Below are 19,029 nucleotides of genomic sequence, written 5' to 3'. Positions count from 1 at the left end.
CTACCGCAACCGCGCGAGGATCTCGGCGAAGTCGGTGCGGCACCTGAAGCCCAGAACGCGCTCCGCCTTTCCGGCATCGTAGACGCGATCGATCGTGTCGAACATCGTCCAGCCGCGCCGTTCATAGAGCATGCGATACTCGGGGAACAGGCGGGCGACCACCGCGGGCGCATCGGCGATCAGTGCACGACAATCCTCGCGCCGGAATGGGGTCGGCGCCGAGACGATGAAGGTGTCGAAGCCGATTTCCTTCGCCCTGGCCAGCGCCACGACGTGAGCCTCGGCCGCGTCCTCGACGGAGAGGCGGCGGAACAGGAATTCGTTGGCCTTGGTGTTCTCGCCCGACTGGACGATGGCGTGCGCCATGTCGTCTTCCTCCGGGAAGAACCGCGAGGTGCGCAGCACGAGGACCGGCAGCCCGTGCAGGTGGTTGAACAGGCGGCACAGTTCCTCGGCCGCGAGCTTGGTAACGCCGTAGATGTTGCGCGGCCTGAGCGGCGCCATCGTCTCGTCGATCCACACCGCTTCCTTCGCCCCGCCCGCCTTCCCGTCCCGGATCTCCTGCGAGATCATGAGCGAGGTCGTCGAGGTGAAGACGAAGCGGTCGACCCGGGAACCCGGCGCCACCGCCTCCTCCAGAAGGTTCAGCGTGCCCTGCACGTTGACGGCGACGAACTCGGAATTGTCGTGGGTCTCGATGTGCGGCTTGTGGCGTGCGGCGGCATGAACGATGGCCGTGATGCCCTCGTCGCGGATGACGCGGCGAACCAGCGCGCGATCCACGACAGAGCCGACGACCGATGTCGTGGCGCCGGGCTCCGGATCGAGCCCCACGACCTTGTGTCCGTCGCGCACAAGCCTGGGCACCAGGGTCTGGCCGAGCCAGCCCGACGAACCCGTCACCAGGATGTTCACGCGAGTCCGGCCTCTTTCAGCGCCAGGTCCTGCCGCTGCGTCAACGCATCGACATCGAAGCCGTCGATCAGGCCCTCGAACAGCTGGTGCCAGTTGATCGAGGCGCGGAGATGGATGAACACCGAGCCCAGCCCGATCGCGGCGCGGTCCATGAACACGAACTCGCGCGGCGGCCGCACCCCGCCCATCTTGCGCAGTTCACCGAACACGTTCTGCGCCATCTCGCGACCATAGCCCTCAGCCATGCCTTCGGTAAGGCGCCGCGGACGGTCGTCCATCAGCGGCCCGTAGAGGAAAGCGGCCCAGCGGTTGAGGATCGCGATCATCTCCTTGCTGAGCCCGGTGAACCCCCAATCCTCGTAGGCCGCGACCGCGCGCGCCTCGTCGTCGGTCATCAGCGCGCGATAGAGCTCGATCGAGCCACGCACGAAGCGCGGCGGAAAGATGCGGATGCAACCGAAGTCCATCAGGTTCACCGAACCGTCCGGCCGCACCGAGTAATTGCCGAGATGCGGGTCGCCGTGGATGGCGCCGTAGAAATAGAACGGCACGTACCAGGCCCGGAACATGGCGATGGCCAGAGCGTCGCGCTCTTCCTGCGAACGGGTCTTCCACTCGAGCAGCGGCGCGCCCTGCAGCCAGTCCATGGTGAGCAGCCGCTCGGTCGAATGCGAGGCGACCACGCCGGGCACATGGACCTGGCTCTCGTCGCGCAGCATGTGGCGGTAGAGCGCCGCGTGCCGGGCCTCGCGGCGATAGTCCAGTTCCTCGCGCAGCCGGTTGGTGATCTCGGCATGGATCTCGTCGGTGCGGATCGCCGGATCGACCCTCTGGCCGATCGCGAACACGAGCTTCAGCTGATTGAGGTCGGCCTCCAGCGCCGAGGACATGTCGGGATACTGGAGTTTCGCCGCGACCTCGCGCCCGTCGAGCAAGGTCGCGCGATGGACCTGGCCCAGCGACGCGGCGAACGACGCTTCTTTGTCGAACCGGGCGAACTTCGCCTGCCAGTCGGGCCCGAGTTCCGAGGCCATGCGGCGGCGCACGAAGGCCCAGCCCATCGCCGGCGCATTGGCCTGCAACTGCGCCAGCTCGCGGGCATATTCCGGCGGCAGGGCATCGGGGATGGTGGCGAGCAGCTGCGCCGCCTTCATCAGGGGGCCCTTCAGCCCGCCCAGCGCCGCCTTCAGTTCGCTCGCATGCTTGTCGCGATCGAGACCGAATCCGAGATAGCGCTGCCCCGCCAGCTTGACCGCCAGCCCGCCGACCGACGTGCCGACCCGCGCATAGCGCCCGAGCCGGCCGCCGAGGGAATCGCCTTCGTCAGAGGCCATGATGCTTACAAAATCACCTCACCCTGAGGAGCGGCCCGCAGGGTCGCGTCTCGAAGGGTGGGCAAAGATCGGGGTGCGCGTTCCCATGCTTCGAGACGGCCGCGATGCGGCCTCCTCAGCATGAGGTGTTTTGGTGCTGAGACCACGTCAGAGCTTCTCGAGTTCATCGATGAAGCCCGAGATCACGTCGAGGCCCTTGTCCCAGAAGGCCGGGTCGGAGGCATCGAGGCCGAACGGCGCCAGCAGTTCCTTGTGACGCTTCACGCCGCCCGAGCGCAGCATGTCGAGATACTTCTCCTGGAAGCCGTCGGGCTTCGCCTGGTAGGCGGCATAGAGCGAGTTCACCAGGCAGTCGCCGAAGGCGTAGGCGTAGACGTAGAACGGCGAGTGGATGAAGTGGCCGATGTACGACCAATAGTATTTGTACTCGTCGTCGAAGGTGAAGGCCGGGCCGAGGCTCTCCTTCTGCACCGCCATCCAGATTTCGCCGATCGCGTCGGGCGTCAGCTCGCCTTCGCGCCGCGCCATGTGGATACGCGATTCGAAATCGTAGAACGCGATCTGGCGCACCACGGTGTTCAGCATGTCCTCGACCTTCCCGGCCAACATCGCCTTGCGCGTGGCCTTGTCGGGTGCGGTCTTGAGCAGTGACTGGAAGGTCAGCATCTCGCCGAACACCGAGGCGGTCTCCGCGAGCGTCAGCGGCGTGTCGGCCATCAGCGGGCCCTGCCGGGCCGCCAGGACCTGGTGGACGCCATGGCCCAGCTCGTGCGCGAGCGTCATCACGTCCCGCACCTTCCCCTGATAGTTCAGCAGCAGATACGGATGCGCCGACGGCACCGTCGGATGGGCGAAGGCACCCGGAGACTTGCCCGGCCGCGCCGGCGCGTCGATCCAGCCGCTGCCGAAGAACTTGCGGCCGACCGCGGCCAGCTCGGGCGAGAAGGCATTGTAGGCATCGAGCACGATCCTCTCGGCCTCGGGCCAGGGGATCGTGCGGTCGTCATGCTCGGGCAGCGGCGCGTTGCGGTCCCAGTAGGGCATAGTCTCGACGCCGAACCACCGGGCCTTGAGCTTGTAGTAGCGATGCGAGAGCTTCGGGTAGGCCGCCTTCACCGAGGCCGCGAGCGCGTCGACGACCTCGTCCTCGACCACGTTGGCCAGGTTGCGGAACGATTGCGGCCGCGGGTATTTGCGCCAGCGATCGTCGATCTCCTTGTCCTTGATAAGCGTGTTGGTGACCAGCGAGAAGATCGCGATATTGTCGCCCTGCACCTTGCCGAACGACTTGGCGGCTTCCTTTCGAACCGCAGCGTCCTTGTTGGACAGCCTGTCGAGGATCTGCGGCTCGCTCAGCATCTCGTTGCCGAACGGATAGCGCAGGCGCGCGATCGTCTCGTCGAACAGGCGCGACCAGGCGCTGCTGCCGACCACCGACTGGTCGTGCTGGAACTTCTCCAATTCGTCGGAGAGCTGGTGCGGCCGGAACAGGCGCGCGTCGCGCAGCCACGGTGCATACTTCGCGAGCTCCGGCGCCTTCAGCTTCTCCGCGAGATCGGCATCCTCGATCTTGTTGATCTCCAGCCGGAAGAACAGCAGCTTCGAGCCGATATCGTTCAGCTTCTCCGAGATGTCCTGGGCGAAGCGGTTGCGCTCGGGGTCGGACTGGTCCTGCGCCGAATAGAGCTGGGCATAGGAGCCGATGCGGCCCAGCAGGTCGCTCATCGCCTCGAGGCGCACGATGGCGCCGCCCAGCGCCTTGCCGTCGAGTCCGACGATCCTGCCCTCATAGTCCCTGGCGAAGGCCTCCGCCTCTGCCGCGGCGCGCTTCAGATCGGCATCGAGATCCGTCCCGCCCGGGCTGGAATAGAGGTCGGCCAAGTTCCAAGTCGGCAGATCGCCCAGCACTACGTTCATTCACCACTCCTTGCGTCGCCCTGATATGGGGCGCGTCCCGCGACGTGGCTAGAGGGCGCGCCGGATCGCGGCCACCCGATCTACCACGCTGCCCGGCTCGACAGGGACCAGCTCGAAGCCGTGCGCACGATAGGTGCGTTCATGCACCGCCTCGAAGCGCCGGGCGTCCTCCAGCCCGATCCGCCGTGCCGCCGTCGGCTCGATGAAGCCCATCAGCCGCACGAAGAAGACGCGGCGCTCGTAGAAGTCCGAGCGCGTCAGCTCCTCGATCTCGGTACGCAGCAGACCGGAGGCCGGATGGCCGAGGAACGTCGCCAGCGCCTCGGTGCAAAAGGCGGACCGGTCGTGGAATTGCGTCTCGCCCGATGCGGCGAGGCGTCTCTGCCGCTGCAGCGCCACGATCCGGTCGATGAAGCCCGGGTCGGTCCAGGGCTCGGCGACGCCCCTGGCCTGTTCGAGGGCGATGACGTCGGTCGCCGCCTCCTCGACCGTGGCGAAACCGTCGATCTCAAGCTGCCGCACCACCGCCGTCTTCCCCGCCCCCGGCGCCCCGGTGAGGATGAACCTGCCCGTCATCTTGTTTTCAAGCCTCCTCCAGACACTCCCTTTCAGATTGGGGCAATCGCATATGCCCCAACTCCCGTCGTCTCGACCGGAGCGCGCAGCGCGGAGTGGAGAGACCTTCTCTCTACGATTGATCGGCTATTGGTGGAGAGAAGGTCTCTCCACTCCGCCTCGCTACGCGAGGCTGCGGTCGAGACGACGGCAAAGTGATCAGATGACGCTCAGGGAGCCGAGCTTCGCCCCGCTCAGAGCCGGTTATAAGCCTTGAACCAGTCGACGAAGAGCGGGATGCCCTGGGCGACGGTGACCTTCGGCGTCCAGCCGAAGTCGCGGGTCGTGCTGTCGATGTCGGCGGCGGTTTCCTGCATGTCGCCGGGCTCGCCGGGCTTCAGCTCGATGACGGCCTTCCGGCCCAGCGCCTTCTCGAACAGGGCGATGACGTCGAGGATCTCCTCGCTGCGCGAGCCGCCGAGATTGTAGAGCCGGTGCCCGGCTGTCGCGGGCGGTTGGTCGAGCGCCGCCAGGGTGCCGGCCACGATGTCGTCGACGTAGGTGAAGTCGCGCTTCAGCTTGCCGTGGTGATAGAGCGGGATGGTGCGGCCTTCGTGGATCGCCCGGGCAAAAATGTACGGCGACATGTCGGGCCGCCCCCAGGGCCCGTAGACCGTGAAGTAGCGCAGGCCGGTCGCCTTGAGCCCGTACTGGTGCACGTAGGTCTCGGTCATCAGCTCGCCGGATCGCTTGGTGGCGGCATAGAGCGAGACCGGGTGGTCGACCCGGTCCCCGACGGCGAAGGGAATCTTGGCGTTGCCGCCATAGACGGACGACGACGAGGCATAGACCAGGTGCCGGAGCTGCGGCCCGAGCCGGCGCGCCAGTTCCAGCAGCACGAGATGCCCCATCACGTTGGTCTGCACGTAGATATAGGGGTCTGTCTTGGAATGGCGGATGCCGGGCTGGGCCGCCAGGTGGACGATCCGGTCGAGACCGCCAGGACGGTCGGCCAGGGCCAGCATCGTCCCGCGATCGGAGATGTCGCCCTCGATGAAGGTGAATCCGGCCGTCTCACGCAGCGGCTTGACCCGCGCGAATTTCAGGACCGGGTCGTAATAGTCGCTGAAATTGTCGATCCCCACCACGGTATCGCCTCGCGCCAGCAGGGCGCGGGCGACGTGGGAGCCGACGAACCCGGCGACACCTGTAACGAGGACTGAAGTCATGGCGGCGGACGCTTACAACATTTCATTCGAACGTGACACAGTGAAACGGCGACGGGGTGACGCCCCACCGGCCTGACCTAAACCGTCGTTTTTCGGACATGGTCGCCTTCCGCATTGCCCGACGCGTGCAAACGTCGCTACCGTCCCCATATTGAAATGTCAGGGAGGTTGCCATGTCCCTCGCGGTGACCCTGGACGACAAGTACGTTCTCGAACGCGGACGCGTGTATCTGACCGGGACGCAGGCGTTGGTGCGCCTCCCCATGATGCAGCGCCAGCGCGATGTCGCGGCCGGCCTGAACACCGCCGGCTATATCTCCGGATATCGCGGCTCGCCGCTGGGCGGTTTCGACCAAGCCCTGTGGCAGGCCAAGAAGTTCATCAAGAAGAGCCATATCGAGTTCCAGCCCGGGACCAACGAGGACCTGGCCGCCACCGCCCTGTGGGGCACCCAGCAGATCCACCTCTACCCTGGGGCGCGCTACGATGGCGTGTTCGGCATGTGGTACGGCAAGGGCCCCGGCGTCGACCGCTCCGGTGACGTCTTCAAGCACGCCAACTATGCCGGCACCTCGAAGCACGGCGGCGTCGTGGCCCTGGCGGGCGACGACCACATGGCGAAATCCTCGACCGTGGCGCACCAGAGCGAGCCCGCCTTCATGTCGGCCGGCATGCCGGTCATCCACCCGGCCGGCGTCCAGGAATATCTCGACTGGGGCCTGCACGCCTTCGCGATGTCGCGCTATTCGGGCCTGTGGGTCGCCTTCAAGGTCCTGAGCGAGACGGTCGACAGCTCGGCCTCGGTCTACATCGACCCGCACCGGGTCGAGATCCACACCCCCACCGATTTCGTCCTGCCGCCCGACGGCGTGCACATCCGCTGGCCCGACGACTGGCTGGGCCAGGAGCGCCGCGTCGTCACGGTGAAGCAGCCGGCGGCGCTGGCCTACTGGCGCGCCAACAAGCTCGACCGGCTGATGCTGGGCCGCCCCGACGCCCGTTTCGGCATCTTGACCGTCGGGAAATCCTATCTCGACGTGCGCCAGGCGCTGGACGAGCTGGGGATCGGCGATGCAGAGGCCGAGGCGCTCGGCCTCGCCATCTACAAGGTCGGCATGGTGTGGCCGCTGGAGACCGAGGGCGCCACCGCCTTCGCCACGGGCAAGCGCGAGATCCTGGTGATCGAGGAGAAGCGCAACCTGATCGAGCAGCAGCTCAAGGAAGCGCTGTTCAACGCCCCGGCCGACCGCCGCCCCGTCGTGGTCGGCAAGACCGACGAGCGCGGCCAGATGCTGCTCAAGACCGACGGCGAGCTCACGCCCTTCGAGATCGCGTCGGCCATCGTCGCCCGCTTCGGCCTCGACGCCTTCAGCAGCCGCACCAAGGAACGCTTCCAGGCCCTGAAGCGCCGTGCCGGCCGCCAGGTGCGCAACGAGGCCGGCCTCGCCCGCGTCCCCTATTTCTGCTCCGGCTGCCCGCACAACACGTCGACCAAGGTGCCCGACGGCTCGATGGCGATGGCCGGCATCGGCTGCCATACGCTGGCCATCGGCATGGAGCGAAACACGAAGACCTTCACCCACATGGGCGCCGAGGGCGTGCCGTGGGTCGGCGCCAGCCACTTCACCGACATGCCGCACGTCTTCCAGAACCTGGGCGACGGCACCTATTTCCATTCGGGCTATCTCGCGATCCGGCACGCGGTCGCGACCAACACCACCATCACCTACAAGATTCTCTACAACGACGCCGTCGCCATGACCGGCGGCCAGCCGCACGACGGCAACGTCCATCCCTGGACGATCAGCCAGCAGGTCTATGCCGAGGGCGTGCGCCGCATCGCGCTGGTGAGCGACGATCCCGACAAGTACCCGCTCGGCACCGAATGGGCGCCGCATGTCAGCTTCCATCACCGCGACCAGCTCGACGAGGTCCAGCGCGAGCTGCGTGAATACAAGGGCGTGTCGGTCCTGATCTACGACCAGACCTGCGCCGCCGAGAAGCGCCGCCGCAGGAAGCGCGGTACCTTCCCCGATCCCAACAAGCGCGTCTTCATCAACGAGGCGGTGTGCGAGGGCTGCGGCGACTGTTCCGTGAAGTCGAACTGCCTCTCGGTCGTGCCGGTCGAGACCGAATTTGGCCGGAAGCGCTCGATCGACCAGTCCTCCTGCAACAAGGACTTCTCCTGTCTGAACGGCTTCTGCCCCTCCTTCGTGAGTGTCGAGGGCGGATCGCTGCGGAAGGGCAAGGCGGCCGTCGCGAAGAAGACCGACGCACCCGCAAAGCCTGAGCCCGAAATGCCCGCCGCCCCTTCCCTGCCGTCGGTCGAGGACAAGCCCTATGGCGTCCTCATCACCGGCATCGGCGGCACCGGCGTGGTCACCATCGGCGCCATCATGGGCATGGCCGCCCATATCGAGGGCAAGGGCGCGACCGTGCTCGACCAGCTCGGCATGGCGCAGAAGGGCGGCGCGGTGATCAGCCACGTCCGCATCGGCGCCAGCCCTGAGGCGCTGCACGCCGTGCGCCTGGCCGCCGGCGGCGCCAACGTGCTGCTGGGCTGCGACCTCGTCGTCAGCGCCAGCCCCAGCGCGCTGGCGAGCCTCGAGCCGGGCGTCTCGCACGCCGTCGTCAACACCCACGAGACCATCACCGGCGAGTTCACCCGCCATCCCGACCTCGCCTTTCCGGCCAACACGCTGAAGCTCTCGGTCGAGGCGGCGGCCGGCGCCGACGCGGTCGAGTTCCTCGACGCCACCGGCATCGCCACGGCGCTGATGGGCGATTCGATCGCCACCAACATGTTCGTGCTGGGCTACGCCTACCAGAAGGGCCTGATCCCGCTGGCCCACGACTCGATCGAGCGCGCCATCGAGCTGAACGGTGCCGCCGTCCCGATGAACCTCGCCGCCTTCCGCTGGGGCCGCCGCGCCGCGCACGATCGCGCCGCCGTCGAAAAGCTGGTCGCGCCGAAGGAGACCAAGGCCAACGTCGTCGCCTTCACGCGCACGCAGCCGAAGACGCTCGACGAGATCGTGACCTCGCGCACGAAGCACCTGACCGGCTACCAGAATGCCGCCCTTGCCCAGCGCTACAAGGCGCTGGTCGACAAGGTCCGCGCCGCCGAGCAGAAGACCGGCCTCACGGGCTTGGCCGAGGCCGTCGCGCTCTACTACGCCAAGCTGCTGGCCTACAAGGACGAGTACGAGGTCGCGCGCCTCTACAGCGAGGCCGCCTTCCAGGCCGGCCTCAACAAGCAGTTCGAGGGCGACTACAAGCTCAAGTTCCACCTCGCCCCGCCGCTCTTCTCCAGCCGCGACCCGCAGACCGGCCAGCTGATCAAGCAGGAGTTCGGCGCCTGGATGCTGCCGGCCTTCCGGATGCTGGCGAAGCTCAAGGGCCTGCGCGGCACCAGGTTCGACGTGTTCGGCTACACCGAGGAGCGCAAGACCGAGCGCAAGCTGATCGCCGACTACGAGGCGCTGATCGCCGAGCTGCTGGCAAGCCTATCTGCCCAGAACCACGCGCTGGCGATCAAGCTCGCGAGCATCCCCGACGACATCCGCGGCTACGGCCACGTGAAGGACGCGCACCTCGCGAAGGCCAAGAAGAAGGAAGCCGACCTGCTCCACCAGTGGCGCAACCCGGAGGCGATGAAGGCGGCGGCGGAGTAGACGGAAGCGGCGCTTGAGTCTCTTCCTCGCAATCGACGCACGTACGTTGCGTGTTCCGATTGGCTCGCTATAAAGCGCTCAAAAAGTCTGCAGGGGCGGCTGCCAAGCCAATACTCAAAGCCATTGGCGCTTCGGCCGGTTCCGCGTTCCTTGAGAGCCGCGACCAAGGCTTCGGGGACGTCTCGGAACAGGAGCTGTGCGATGGCGGAACGATATCATATATCGCGCAGGAAAATCTCGGTTAATAGAACATCTATTGGGATTTCTCGGCGAACAAACGAAACATCCGAAATAAACGAATCATTCGAAGTGAGAGTCGCACCTAAAAAGAGGTATCCTGGTACCGCTGGCGGGTCGATGTTGCTGGCCGCCGCCAGCAAAAACCCATCGAACAGCCTGTTGCCGCCGCCGGGCCGTCCGCCCTATCGCATCACCTTCTCGAAGCGGAAGGCGTCGCCATCGCCGGGCAGGTCGTCGGGGCCCGGTCGATGCGTGTCCGGGTGATGCCGGTTGAAGAACTCGACGATCCGGAAGCCACACTTGTTGACGTAGAAGTGGATGTTGCGCTTCTCGAAGTACGGCGTGTGCGTCTCCCACACGAGGGTGTCGGGATAGCGCGCCTCGATGGCCTGCCAGGCCGCGTGGCCGATGCCCCTGCCATGGCCGCCGACCGAGATGAAGAAGAGGTCCAGCGAATTGCGGTGCGTGGCTTCGTCGATCGTGACGACCGCGCCTCCGACGCTGCGGCCTTCGGAGAGGATGCGCAGGGTGACGGCGCCCGGTGCCGCCATCGAGGCGTCGAGGTCTTCGTCCGAGGGGATGGGACCATCCGGAAGCGCGCCGAATTCCTCGATGACGGCTACGGCGAACGCTTCCTGCAACTCCCTCTTGAAGGCTGGAAGGTCGGCGGCGTCGGCGACGGCGAGCGTGATTTTCTGGCTGTTCATGCCGCGCTTCTAGTTCAGGGCGGCGCCAATGTCGCGTCATGGAGCGAAATAAGAGGACGCCCCTCTTGCGGCGGGTCCATTGTCCGTCATGCTCTCTCCAAAAGGAGGGAACGCCATGAAATTCGGCATCTTCTACGAGCTGCAGCTGCCCCGCCCGTGGGCGCCCGGCGACGAGCATCGGCTCTATCAGAATGCGCTCGACCAGGTCGAGCTGGCGGACCGGCTGGGCTACGACCATGCGTGGCAGGTCGAGCATCACTTCCTCGAAGAGTATTCCCACTCGCCCTCCCCCGAGTCATTTCTCGCGGCGGCCAGCCAGCGGACGAAGAACATCCGGCTGGGCCACGGCATCTTCCAGCTGACGACCAATCATCCCACGCGCGTGGCCGAGAGGGTCGCGACGCTCGACCTGCTGTCGAACGGGCGCTGCGAGTTCGGCATGGGCGAGAGCGCCTCGATCACCGAGCTCGAGCCGTTCGGCGTCACCATGGAGAACAAGCGCGAGATCTTCGAGGAAGCGGTCCGCGCCATCATGCCGATGTTCAAGGACGGGCCCAGCGAGCACCAGGGCAAGGTCTGGAACATCCCGTTGCGCATGGTCGTGCCAAAGCCGCTGCAGAAGCCGCACCCGCCGCTCTGGGTCGCCTGCTCGCAGCTGCAGACGCTGACCAAGGCCGGCGAATGGGGCATGGGCGCGCTCGGCTTCCAGTTCGTCTCGGCCGATGCCGCGCATGCCTGGGTGCATGCCTACTACAACGCCTTCGTGAAGCGGCAGAAGAAGCTCGCCGACTACAGGACCAACCCGAACATCGCGCTGGTCAGCTTCTTCATGTGCGCCAAGACCGACGAGGAGGCGCGCGAGCGGGCCGACGGCGACACGTTCTTCCAGTTCGCGCTGCGCTTCTACGGCCAGTCGGCCGACCGCCGCCGGCCGGCCGCCGGCACGGTCAACATGTGGGACGAGTACCAGAAGTGGAAGAAGGCCAATCCCGAGCAGCATGCCGCGGCGCTGCGCGGTGGCCTGATCGGCTCGCCCGACACGATCCGGCGCAAGCTGAAGAAGTTCCAGGCCTCGAACATCGACCAGGTCGTGCTGCTGAACCAGGCCGGCAAGAACCGCCACGAGGATATCTGCGAATCGCTGGAGCTGTTCGCGAAGGAAGTGATGCCCGAGTTCCAGGACGCGCACCCGGCGCTGCTGAAGTGGAAGGAGCGCGTGCTCAACCGCGACATCGAGCTGGAGGAGATCGACACCACCGCCTTCACCGACCGCTACGGCGGCACGATGAAGGGCATCGCGCCGGCGACACAGGGCGTGCGCGCCGCCGAGTGAGCGGCGTCAGGGCGACAGATGCTGCAGCGGCAGCGCGCCGCCTGCCTTCAGGGTCTGGATCGCGATGGTGCTCTTCACCTCGCGGACCAGCGGCAGGTTGAGCAGCTTTCCGACGAGGAAGCGCTGATAGGCGTCGAGGTCGGACACCGTGACTTCGAGCAGATAGTCGGCATCGCCCGCCACCATGTGACAGGCGACGACCTCCGGGCAGGCCACGACCTCCTGCTCGAAGGTCGTGGCGCGATCGTCGGCATGGCCCTCGATCTTCACGCCGACGAAGACGGTGAGGCCGAGCCCGATGCGCTTGCGGCCCAGCACCGCGCGATAGCCTTCGACATAGCCCTCGCGCTCCAGCCGGCTGACCCGGCGCAGGCAGGGAGATGGCGACAGGCCGACCTTCTCGGCGAGGTCGACGTTGCTGAGACGGCCGTCGGCCTGCAGCGCCGCCAGGATTCGCCGGTCGATGGCGTCGAGATCGTCGTTTGGCACCTATCGGCTCCTCGCCCCTGCTTGGCGCAATATCATGCCATTGAATGCGGCCATGCGAGGCATGAACGCAAGGACATGCCGGCCCCAATCGGTGGAATGTGGCCGCCCTCTACAGGAGGCAGACATGACCCAGAACGACGAAATCGAGAGCTTTGCCGTCCCCGGCGCCATCGCCGAGACGCTGCAGAGATACATCGACGGCGCCCGGACCGGCGACATCGCCCTGCTCCGCTCGGCCTTCGCCGAGGGCGCCCGCGTGAGCGGCAGCTACGGCGGCAAGCCGGTGACCTGGAGTCTCGGCGAATTCTGCGACGCCGTCGCCAGGGGTGGCCCCGCGCCCAACCTCCAGGCCCACATCGTGTCAATCGAGCCGGCCGGCGGTGCTGCAATGGCGCGGCTGGAAGCGCTCGACTGGCGCGGCACGCGCTACACGGATTTCTTCGTGATGGTCCGGCGCGACGGTGCCTGGCGCATCGACAGCAAGGTCTTCCACGCCCACGCACGCGCCTGACACACGCGGCGCCGGGGTTGTGAATGGGGCCCCGCCGGTCGCAGCAAAGTCACAGGCCGCGTCATGCCAGCGCCGCTTCCGTCCGCTAGTAAACAGCCGCAGAGAAACCGCACCACGGATGCGGCCTGTTGAGCTTGCCCCACCGACAGAAAAGGGCCTCTAGTTGTGCAAGGGGAAGAAGATGTCACGCAGCCTGGATGCTCCACTCAGTCCCAACGAGGAAGTGACGTTGCGCCGTGTCGCACTCGGCATTTCCCCGATGAAGGACCTGGCGCCACGGGACCTCATGCGCCTGAAATCGCTCTCCCTCGTCGAGATCGACGCCGGCGTGGCGCGTCTCACCGACTTCGGCCGCCAGCGCTACAGCGCGCTGCCCCGCGCCGGCACCGCCCGGGACCTCTCCTCCTACGAGGCGATGGTTGCCGCCGTCAGCGAAAGGTTGCGCAAGTCGGCCGAATGAGGCGCACCGGAGTCTGAAGTCTTCGCGACCTCCCGCAACTGGCCGGGTGAGCCTGCGTTCCTCAGGCACCCAACCATCGAACAGGAGAGAGCGATGACCGACCTTACCCTGACGCCGAAGAACCTGATCGCCGCCGAGCGCGTCACCGGCACCGACGTCTACAATCTCAAGGGCGACAAGCTCGGCACCGTCGAGGACATCATGATCGACAAGGTGAGCGGCCGCGCCATCTACGCCGTCATGTCGTTCGGCGGCTTCCTCGGCATCGGCGAGAAGCACCATCCGCTGCCGTGGTCGACGCTGAAGTACGACGAGCGCCAGGGCGGCTACGTGGTGGCGCTCGACAGGAAGGTCCTGGAAGGCGCCCCGACCTACGACGACTCGGAGACCTTCAGCTGGACGCCGGACTACGGCCGTCAGGTCGACAAGTACTACGGCGTCCCAACCTACTGGTAAGCAGCAGCGTCGAAGCAGCCGGCCGGGTCTTCAGCGGAAGGACCGGCCGGCCTCTTTCATGGCCTCACGTTCTGGCAACCCGCACCCTGCCAGCGATAGCCACGCGCCGATCCCGCCACCATCGTCCATTCGACGATGCAACTCTGGCGCACCAGGGTCGGCGGAAAGCCGCCCATCGGGACCCACCAGCCACCACCCCAGCCCCATCCCCAGCCGCCGAAGCGCGTGTACATCGGCGGCATCCCGGGATCGATGTAGGACGTGTCCCACCGCCATTGCAGGATCTTGCTTCCGTCCTCGAGCTGGTAGGTGTTGTCGGGGATGCGGCCCATGCTGTTCAGCAGCCCGGCCTCCGGCGCACCCGCCATCGCCCGAAGCTGAGTGTCGAACGCCGCCTCCCGCTCCGCCCGTGTTTCGCAACCGGGCGACAGGGCCAAGATGGAGAAGACCGCCGCCAGCCGCTTTATCGACATAGTGTTTCATTCTAGCCCGCAATGGCTTGGCATTCACGTTCCGGTCGGAGATGTTGCAATTGGGGGACCGGACCTGGTCCGTAAGAGGATCGGGAAGACCGGATGGCATCGGCGATGAAGTGGCTCGCCTTCGCGATTTGCGTGGCAGGGCTGGTCTGGGGGCCGTTCGCGCGGACCTTTGAGGATGTCCGCCGCTACGGCTACATGGCCGACATCATGCCGTCCGACTGGCGCGCCACCAACATCTGGCTCGACAGTACCGAATGCACCGTGTCGCGCGGTGTCTGGCTGGCGGTCTGCGAGAACGGCAAGCTGATCCCGATCTCCGAGCGCGCCATCGCCGACGATCCCGGCCACGCCCTGCTGCTCAGCGCCTGGGCGGCGATCACCGGCAAGCGCGCCACGCTGGTCGACGTGGCGCGGCTCAGCACGCTGCTCAACACGATCGGCCTGGTGGCCCTGGCAGGGCTGTTGTTCTCGCTGCGGGCCTGGATCACGTCGATCGTGCTGCTGGCTCTGGGCCCCGCCGAGTTCCTGGGTTGGATGGGCACCTCGCCGCACTGGGCCTTCATCGGCATGGTGAGCCTGGCGGGCATCCTGCCGCTGGCGATCGCGACGCGCCGCGGCTGGGCCTGGATCGGCAGCGGGATCGTGGCGCTTGCCGTGGTGACGCTGGTCCGCGAGTCGATCGGCCTGATGGGCTTCGCGCTGACTCTCGGCGCCGTCGCGACGTTGGCGATCCTGCAGCGACCGCGACCGGTCGGCGCCTTCCTCCACTTCGCGCTCGTCATCCTGCTGGCCGCCGGCGCATTGCTCGCGCCGAAATGGGCGACGCTGGCGCGCGATGCCGCCCTTCCCATGGCGCCCGCCGAACGCCTGCAGACGCACGGCCTGTCGCATACGCTCTACCTCGGCCTCGGATTCGTCGAGAACAAGTGGGGCATCCGCTACGACGACGACTATGGCGAGGACCTCGCCAACAAGGCCGGAATCGTCTTCTGCTCGCCTGAATATTTCCGCCTGATGTGGAGGCTCTACATCGGCCGCATCGTCGAGGATCCGGTCGAGGTGGTGCGCATCTACTGGGAGAAGGCGACGCAACTTCTCGCCGTGCCGACGCTGCATCCCGGCCCGCCCTTCGGCATCGTCCTCGCGATCGGGGTCGTGCACATTGTGGTATCGACGTGGTTCGGCCTGTGGCGGCGCGTCGGCTTTCCGCAAGGCCTCCCGATCGAGGCCCTGTCACTGGCCTTTCTCGGCCTGTTCCTCGCCCAGGCGATGGTGGCGCTGCCGAGCCACATGTACGCCGTGCCGGTGAACGCCTTCATCCTGGTCCTGTTCGGCGCGATCGTGGAATTCGCGGTCCGGTCGCTGGCGACGGTGCTGTCGAGACGCCTGCGCCCTACTTGATAGCGCCGAGGAACTTCTTGCACTCGTAGGTGAGCTGGTTGGTGCGCTGGTCCTCGCAGGGCTTCTGGCGCTCGATCAGGATGGCGCTCGCATAGAAGACGAAGACGCCCAGGATCCAGACGGTGATCGACCAGCCCATGGCACTATCGAGCCGGCGGTGAAAGGCCGGCGTGGCGCGCGACGGCACCGCCACCGACACGGCGCCCCGGATCAGCATGATGGTGAGGGGAAAAGTCGCCGCGCCGCAGGCCAGATAGAGAAGAATGACGGTCAGAACGCCCATCTCACCAGGTCAGCTTGGGCATGGGGAGCGGCCCGTTCTGCTTGGGAGCCCAGCCGCGGGCTTCCATGCAGCGCGCCATGAGACGCTCGAAGTTGTACTTGTAACCCTGGTTGGCCATGTCGGAGTAAAGCCCCTGCTGGCCATAGCGCTCGCGCTCCGCGGCGAAAGTCGCCCGCCGCTGGTCCTCGATGTTGCGCTCCTGCTGCGCCAGCGCGCGGACCTGGCTACGACACTGCGACTCGTCCTTGGTGAACTGCTCGGCGTCGCTGCCTTCCTTGGCGAAATCCTTCGGCGCGCAGGCCGACATCGCAGCCGCCACCATCAGGAGGGCAATCGCGCGTTTCATGCGGCGCCGGCCAGCGCCGCCTCGATGGCCTTCAGCGCATCAGACGCCTTGGTCCCGTCGGGGCCGCCGCCCTGCGCCATGTCGGGCCGGCCACCGCCGCCCTTGCCGCCAAGCGCCGCCACCCCTGCCTTCACCAGCTCGACCGCGCTGTGGGTCTTGGCGAGATCCTCGGTTACGCCGACAACGGCCGAAGCCTTGCCGTCCTCGATCCCGATCAGCGCCACGACGCCCGAGCCCAGCTTCTTCTTGAACTCGTCGGCCATGCCCTTGAGGTCCTTGCCCGGCACGCCGTTCAGCACGCGGCCGATCAGCTTGATGCCGCCGACGTCGCGCACCTCGTCGGCCGCCGAAGCGCCGCCCGAGCCGCCACCGGCCAGCGCCAGCGCCTTGCGCGCGTCGGACAGTTCGCGCTCGATCTTCTTCTGGCCCTCGACCAGCGCCGCCAGGCGCGCCGGCAGATCCTCGGGCCGCACCTTCAGGGTCGCTGCGGCCTCGGCCAGCAGGTCGGCCTGATGGCGCACGAAGACCTCGGCCGCATTGCCGGCCAGCGCCTCGATGCGGCGGACGCCGGCCGCGACCGCGCCCTCGCCCACGATCTTGAACAGGCCGATGTCGCCGGTGCGGCGCGCATGGGTGCCGCCGCACAGCTCGACCGAATATCTCTCGCCGCCCGGGACGCCGGCGTCGCCGCCCATCGAAAGCACGCGCACCTCGTCGCCGTACTTCTCGCCGAACAGCGCCATGGCGCCGGCGGCGATGGCCTCGTCCGGGGTCATGAGGCGCGTCTCGACCGCCGAGTTGTGGCGGATGCGGTCGTTCACCTCGTCCTCGATCTTGCGCAGCTCTTCCGGCGAGACCGCCTTGGTGTGGCTGATGTCGAAGCGCAGCCGGTCGGGCGCCACCAGCGAGCCCTTCTGCGTCACGTGCTTGCCGAGATGGCGTCGCAGCGCCTCGTGCAGCAGATGGGTCGCCGAGTGATGCGCGCGCAGCTGGGCGCGGCGGACCGGGTCGATGGTCATGACCAGGTCGTCGCCGACCTTGAGTTCGCCCTTCTCGACCGTGGTGTGATGGGCATGCAGATCGCCCACCATCTTCTGGACGTCCGCGACCACCGCCTCGTTGGCGCCGCTGACCAGACGGCCGGCATCGCCCTGCTGGCCGCCCGACTCGGCGTAGAACGGCGTCTGGTTGGTCACGATCCAGCCGGTCTGTCCGGCCTTCAGCGACTGGACTTCCTTGCCGTCGAGCAGGATCGCCTTGATCTGGCCCTCGGCGCGCTCGGTGTCGTAGCCCAGGAACTCGGTGGCACCGGCCTTCTGGCGCACGTCGAACCAGATCGCCTGGTCGGCCGTCTCGCCGGAGCCCGCCCAGGCGGCCCGCGCCTTAGCGCGCTGCTCGTCCATCGACTTCTCGAAGCCGTCGGTGTCGACCTTGATATCGCGCGCGCGCAGCACGTCCTGCGTGAGGTCCAGCGGGAAGCCGTAGGTATCGTAGAGCTTGAACGCGACCTCGCCCTTCAGGGTGCCGCCGGCACTCAACTCCTTGGTCTCGTCCTCGAGCAGCTTGAGACCGGTGCCCAGCGTCTTCTTGAAGCGAGTCTCCTCGAGCTTCAGCGTCTCGGTGATCAGCGGCTGGGCGCGCGACAGTTCGGGATAGGCGTCGCCCATCTCGCGTACCAGGGTCGGTACCAGCTTGAAGACCACCGGATCCTGCGCTCCCAGGATGTGGGCATGGCGCATGGCGCGGCGCATGATCCGGCGCAGCACGTAGCCACGGCCCTCGTTGGAGGGCAGCACGCCGTCGGCGATCAGGAAGGAGGTCGCGCGCAAATGGTCAGCGATGACCTTGAGCGATGCGCTCTGTGCACCGTCGGGATCCACGTTGATCTCATGCGCCGTCGCCTCGATCAGGGCGCGGAACAGGTCGATGTCATAGTTGTTGTGCTTGTGCTGCAGGACGGCCGCGAGACGCTCCAGGCCCATGCCGGTGTCGATCGATGGCTTGGGCAGCGCGACGCGCTCCTCCTTCGTCACCTGCTCGAACTGCATGAAGACCAGGTTCCAGATCTCGATGAACCGGTCGCCGTCCTGGTCGGGGCTGCCCGGCGGCCCGCCGGGGATGCCTTCGCCATGGTCGTAGAAGATTTCAGAGCACGGGCCGCAGGGACCGGTGTCGCCCATCGCCCAGAAATTGTCCGACGTCGGAATGCGGATGATCTTGTCGTCCGAGAGGCCCGCGATCTTCTTCCAGTGGCCGGCCGCCTCGTCGTCGGTGTGGAACACCGTGACCAGCAGCTTCTCCTTGGGCAGGCCGTAGTCCTTTGTCAGGAGGTTCCAGGCCAGCTCGATCGCGCGCTCCTTGAAATAGTCGCCGAACGAGAAGTTGCCCAGCATCTCGAAGAAAGTGTGATGGCGGGCCGTGTAGCCCACGTTCTCGAGATCGTTATGCTTGCCGCCGGCGCGGACGCACTTCTGCGAGGTCGCTGCCCGCGAATAGGAGCGCGTTTCCAGCCCGGTGAAGACGTTCTTGAACTGCACCATGCCGGCGTTCGTGAACATCAGCGTCGGGTCGTTGCGCGGTACCAACGGGCTCGACTCCACGACTTCGTGGCCGTTCTTGTGGAAGTATTCCAGGAAGGTACGACGGATTTCGCTGACGCTTTGCATGCCGGCCTTGTAGCGTGCGCCCGCCCGTCAA

General features: G+C 66.6%; 17 protein-coding genes. 6 read left to right on the top strand and 11 right to left on the bottom strand.

What is annotated here, in order from left to right:
• From Q0Q48_RS06175 to Q0Q48_RS06155, 5 genes are all read right to left on the bottom strand, one after another.
• Complete coding sequence (locus Q0Q48_RS06175) at positions 1-915, bottom strand: NAD(P)-dependent oxidoreductase (protein WP_295135579.1); 915 nt, start codon at positions 913-915, stop codon at positions 1-3.
• The gene (locus tag Q0Q48_RS06170; RefSeq protein WP_295135576.1) at positions 912-2,249 is read right to left on the bottom strand and encodes an AarF/ABC1/UbiB kinase family protein; all 1,338 of its coding nucleotides are present in this window, start codon (positions 2,247-2,249) and stop codon (positions 912-914) included. Before Q0Q48_RS06170 ends, Q0Q48_RS06175 begins: the two co-directional genes overlap by 4 nt.
• Before the next feature lie 147 nt (positions 2,250-2,396).
• The gene (locus tag Q0Q48_RS06165; RefSeq protein ID WP_295135573.1) at positions 2,397-4,166 is read right to left on the bottom strand and encodes a M3 family oligoendopeptidase; all 1,770 of its coding nucleotides are present in this window, start codon (positions 4,164-4,166) and stop codon (positions 2,397-2,399) included.
• Positions 4,167-4,214: 48 nt separating this feature from the next.
• Positions 4,215-4,742: an AAA family ATPase gene (locus Q0Q48_RS06160; protein ID WP_295135571.1), complete on the bottom strand. Its 528-nt coding sequence runs from the start codon at positions 4,740-4,742 to the stop codon at positions 4,215-4,217.
• Between the two features lie 233 nt (positions 4,743-4,975).
• Entirely contained in the window at positions 4,976-5,950 is a 975-nt protein-coding gene (locus tag Q0Q48_RS06155; protein WP_295135569.1) for an NAD-dependent epimerase/dehydratase family protein, read from the bottom strand.
• A gap of 173 nt (positions 5,951-6,123) precedes the next feature.
• Here Q0Q48_RS06155 and Q0Q48_RS06150 point away from each other — a divergent pair, with 173 nt between their 5' ends.
• Positions 6,124-9,624: an indolepyruvate ferredoxin oxidoreductase family protein gene (locus Q0Q48_RS06150; protein WP_295135566.1), complete on the top strand. Its 3,501-nt coding sequence runs from the start codon at positions 6,124-6,126 to the stop codon at positions 9,622-9,624.
• Positions 9,625-10,046: 422 nt separating this feature from the next.
• On the opposite strand, the gene Q0Q48_RS06145 is transcribed toward Q0Q48_RS06150, so the two are convergent.
• Entirely contained in the window at positions 10,047-10,571 is a 525-nt protein-coding gene (locus Q0Q48_RS06145; RefSeq protein WP_295135564.1) for a GNAT family N-acetyltransferase, read from the bottom strand.
• A gap of 115 nt (positions 10,572-10,686) precedes the next feature.
• On the opposite strand from Q0Q48_RS06145, the gene Q0Q48_RS06140 reads away from it, so the two are divergent.
• Positions 10,687-11,904 carry an LLM class flavin-dependent oxidoreductase gene (locus Q0Q48_RS06140; protein ID WP_295135561.1) on the top strand — a complete coding sequence of 406 codons (1,218 nt, stop codon included), beginning with the start codon at positions 10,687-10,689 and terminating at the stop codon, positions 11,902-11,904.
• A 6-nt stretch (positions 11,905-11,910) separates the two neighbouring features.
• Here the strand turns inward: Q0Q48_RS06140 and Q0Q48_RS06135 are convergent, their stop codons facing one another.
• Positions 11,911-12,393 carry an Lrp/AsnC family transcriptional regulator gene (locus tag Q0Q48_RS06135; protein ID WP_295135560.1) on the bottom strand — a complete coding sequence of 161 codons (483 nt, stop codon included), beginning with the start codon at positions 12,391-12,393 and terminating at the stop codon, positions 11,911-11,913.
• Positions 12,394-12,517: 124 nt separating this feature from the next.
• On the opposite strand from Q0Q48_RS06135, the gene Q0Q48_RS06130 reads away from it, so the two are divergent.
• The 3 genes from Q0Q48_RS06130 (at position 12,518) to Q0Q48_RS06120 (ending at position 13,820) form a co-directional block, all read left to right on the top strand.
• Positions 12,518-12,904 (top strand): nuclear transport factor 2 family protein, encoded by a 387-nt coding sequence (locus Q0Q48_RS06130; protein WP_295135559.1) that lies wholly within the window; start codon positions 12,518-12,520, stop codon positions 12,902-12,904.
• Between the two features lie 181 nt (positions 12,905-13,085).
• Positions 13,086-13,364, top strand: coding sequence for a hypothetical protein (locus Q0Q48_RS06125; RefSeq protein WP_295135556.1), 279 nt, complete (start codon positions 13,086-13,088; stop codon positions 13,362-13,364).
• 93 nt (positions 13,365-13,457) lie between these two features.
• A complete protein-coding gene (locus Q0Q48_RS06120) occupies positions 13,458-13,820 on the top strand; it encodes a PRC-barrel domain-containing protein (RefSeq protein ID WP_295135554.1) in 363 nt (120 codons plus the stop codon).
• A 56-nt stretch (positions 13,821-13,876) separates the two neighbouring features.
• Here Q0Q48_RS06120 and Q0Q48_RS06115 read toward each other — a convergent pair whose 3' ends face one another.
• Complete coding sequence (locus tag Q0Q48_RS06115) at positions 13,877-14,293, bottom strand: hypothetical protein (protein WP_295135552.1); 417 nt, start codon at positions 14,291-14,293, stop codon at positions 13,877-13,879.
• Between the two features lie 102 nt (positions 14,294-14,395).
• Between Q0Q48_RS06115 and Q0Q48_RS06110 the strand changes: the two genes are divergently transcribed.
• A complete protein-coding gene (locus tag Q0Q48_RS06110) occupies positions 14,396-15,703 on the top strand; it encodes a hypothetical protein (RefSeq protein ID WP_295135549.1) in 1,308 nt (435 codons plus the stop codon).
• Here Q0Q48_RS06110 and Q0Q48_RS06105 read toward each other — a convergent pair.
• The 3 genes from Q0Q48_RS06105 to alaS are packed head-to-tail and all read right to left on the bottom strand — an operon-like array spanning position 15,696 to position 18,998.
• Positions 15,696-15,986: a hypothetical protein gene (locus tag Q0Q48_RS06105; protein ID WP_295135546.1), complete on the bottom strand. Its 291-nt coding sequence runs from the start codon at positions 15,984-15,986 to the stop codon at positions 15,696-15,698. The genes Q0Q48_RS06110 and Q0Q48_RS06105 overlap by 8 nt on opposite strands.
• A gap of 1 nt (position 15,987) precedes the next feature.
• Positions 15,988-16,332 carry a hypothetical protein gene (locus tag Q0Q48_RS06100; protein ID WP_295135543.1) on the bottom strand — a complete coding sequence of 115 codons (345 nt, stop codon included), beginning with the start codon at positions 16,330-16,332 and terminating at the stop codon, positions 15,988-15,990.
• Positions 16,329-18,998, bottom strand: coding sequence for an alanine--tRNA ligase (gene alaS / locus Q0Q48_RS06095; protein WP_295135541.1), 2,670 nt, complete (start codon positions 18,996-18,998; stop codon positions 16,329-16,331). The genes Q0Q48_RS06100 and alaS overlap by 4 nt, the downstream gene beginning before the upstream one ends.
• Positions 18,999-19,029: the final 31 nt, after the last annotated feature.

The sequence above is a fragment of the uncultured Reyranella sp. genome, assembly GCF_945957355.1.
Classification (GTDB): domain Bacteria; phylum Pseudomonadota; class Alphaproteobacteria; order Reyranellales; family Reyranellaceae; genus Reyranella.
This window is presented reverse-complemented; position numbering and strand designations above follow the sequence as displayed.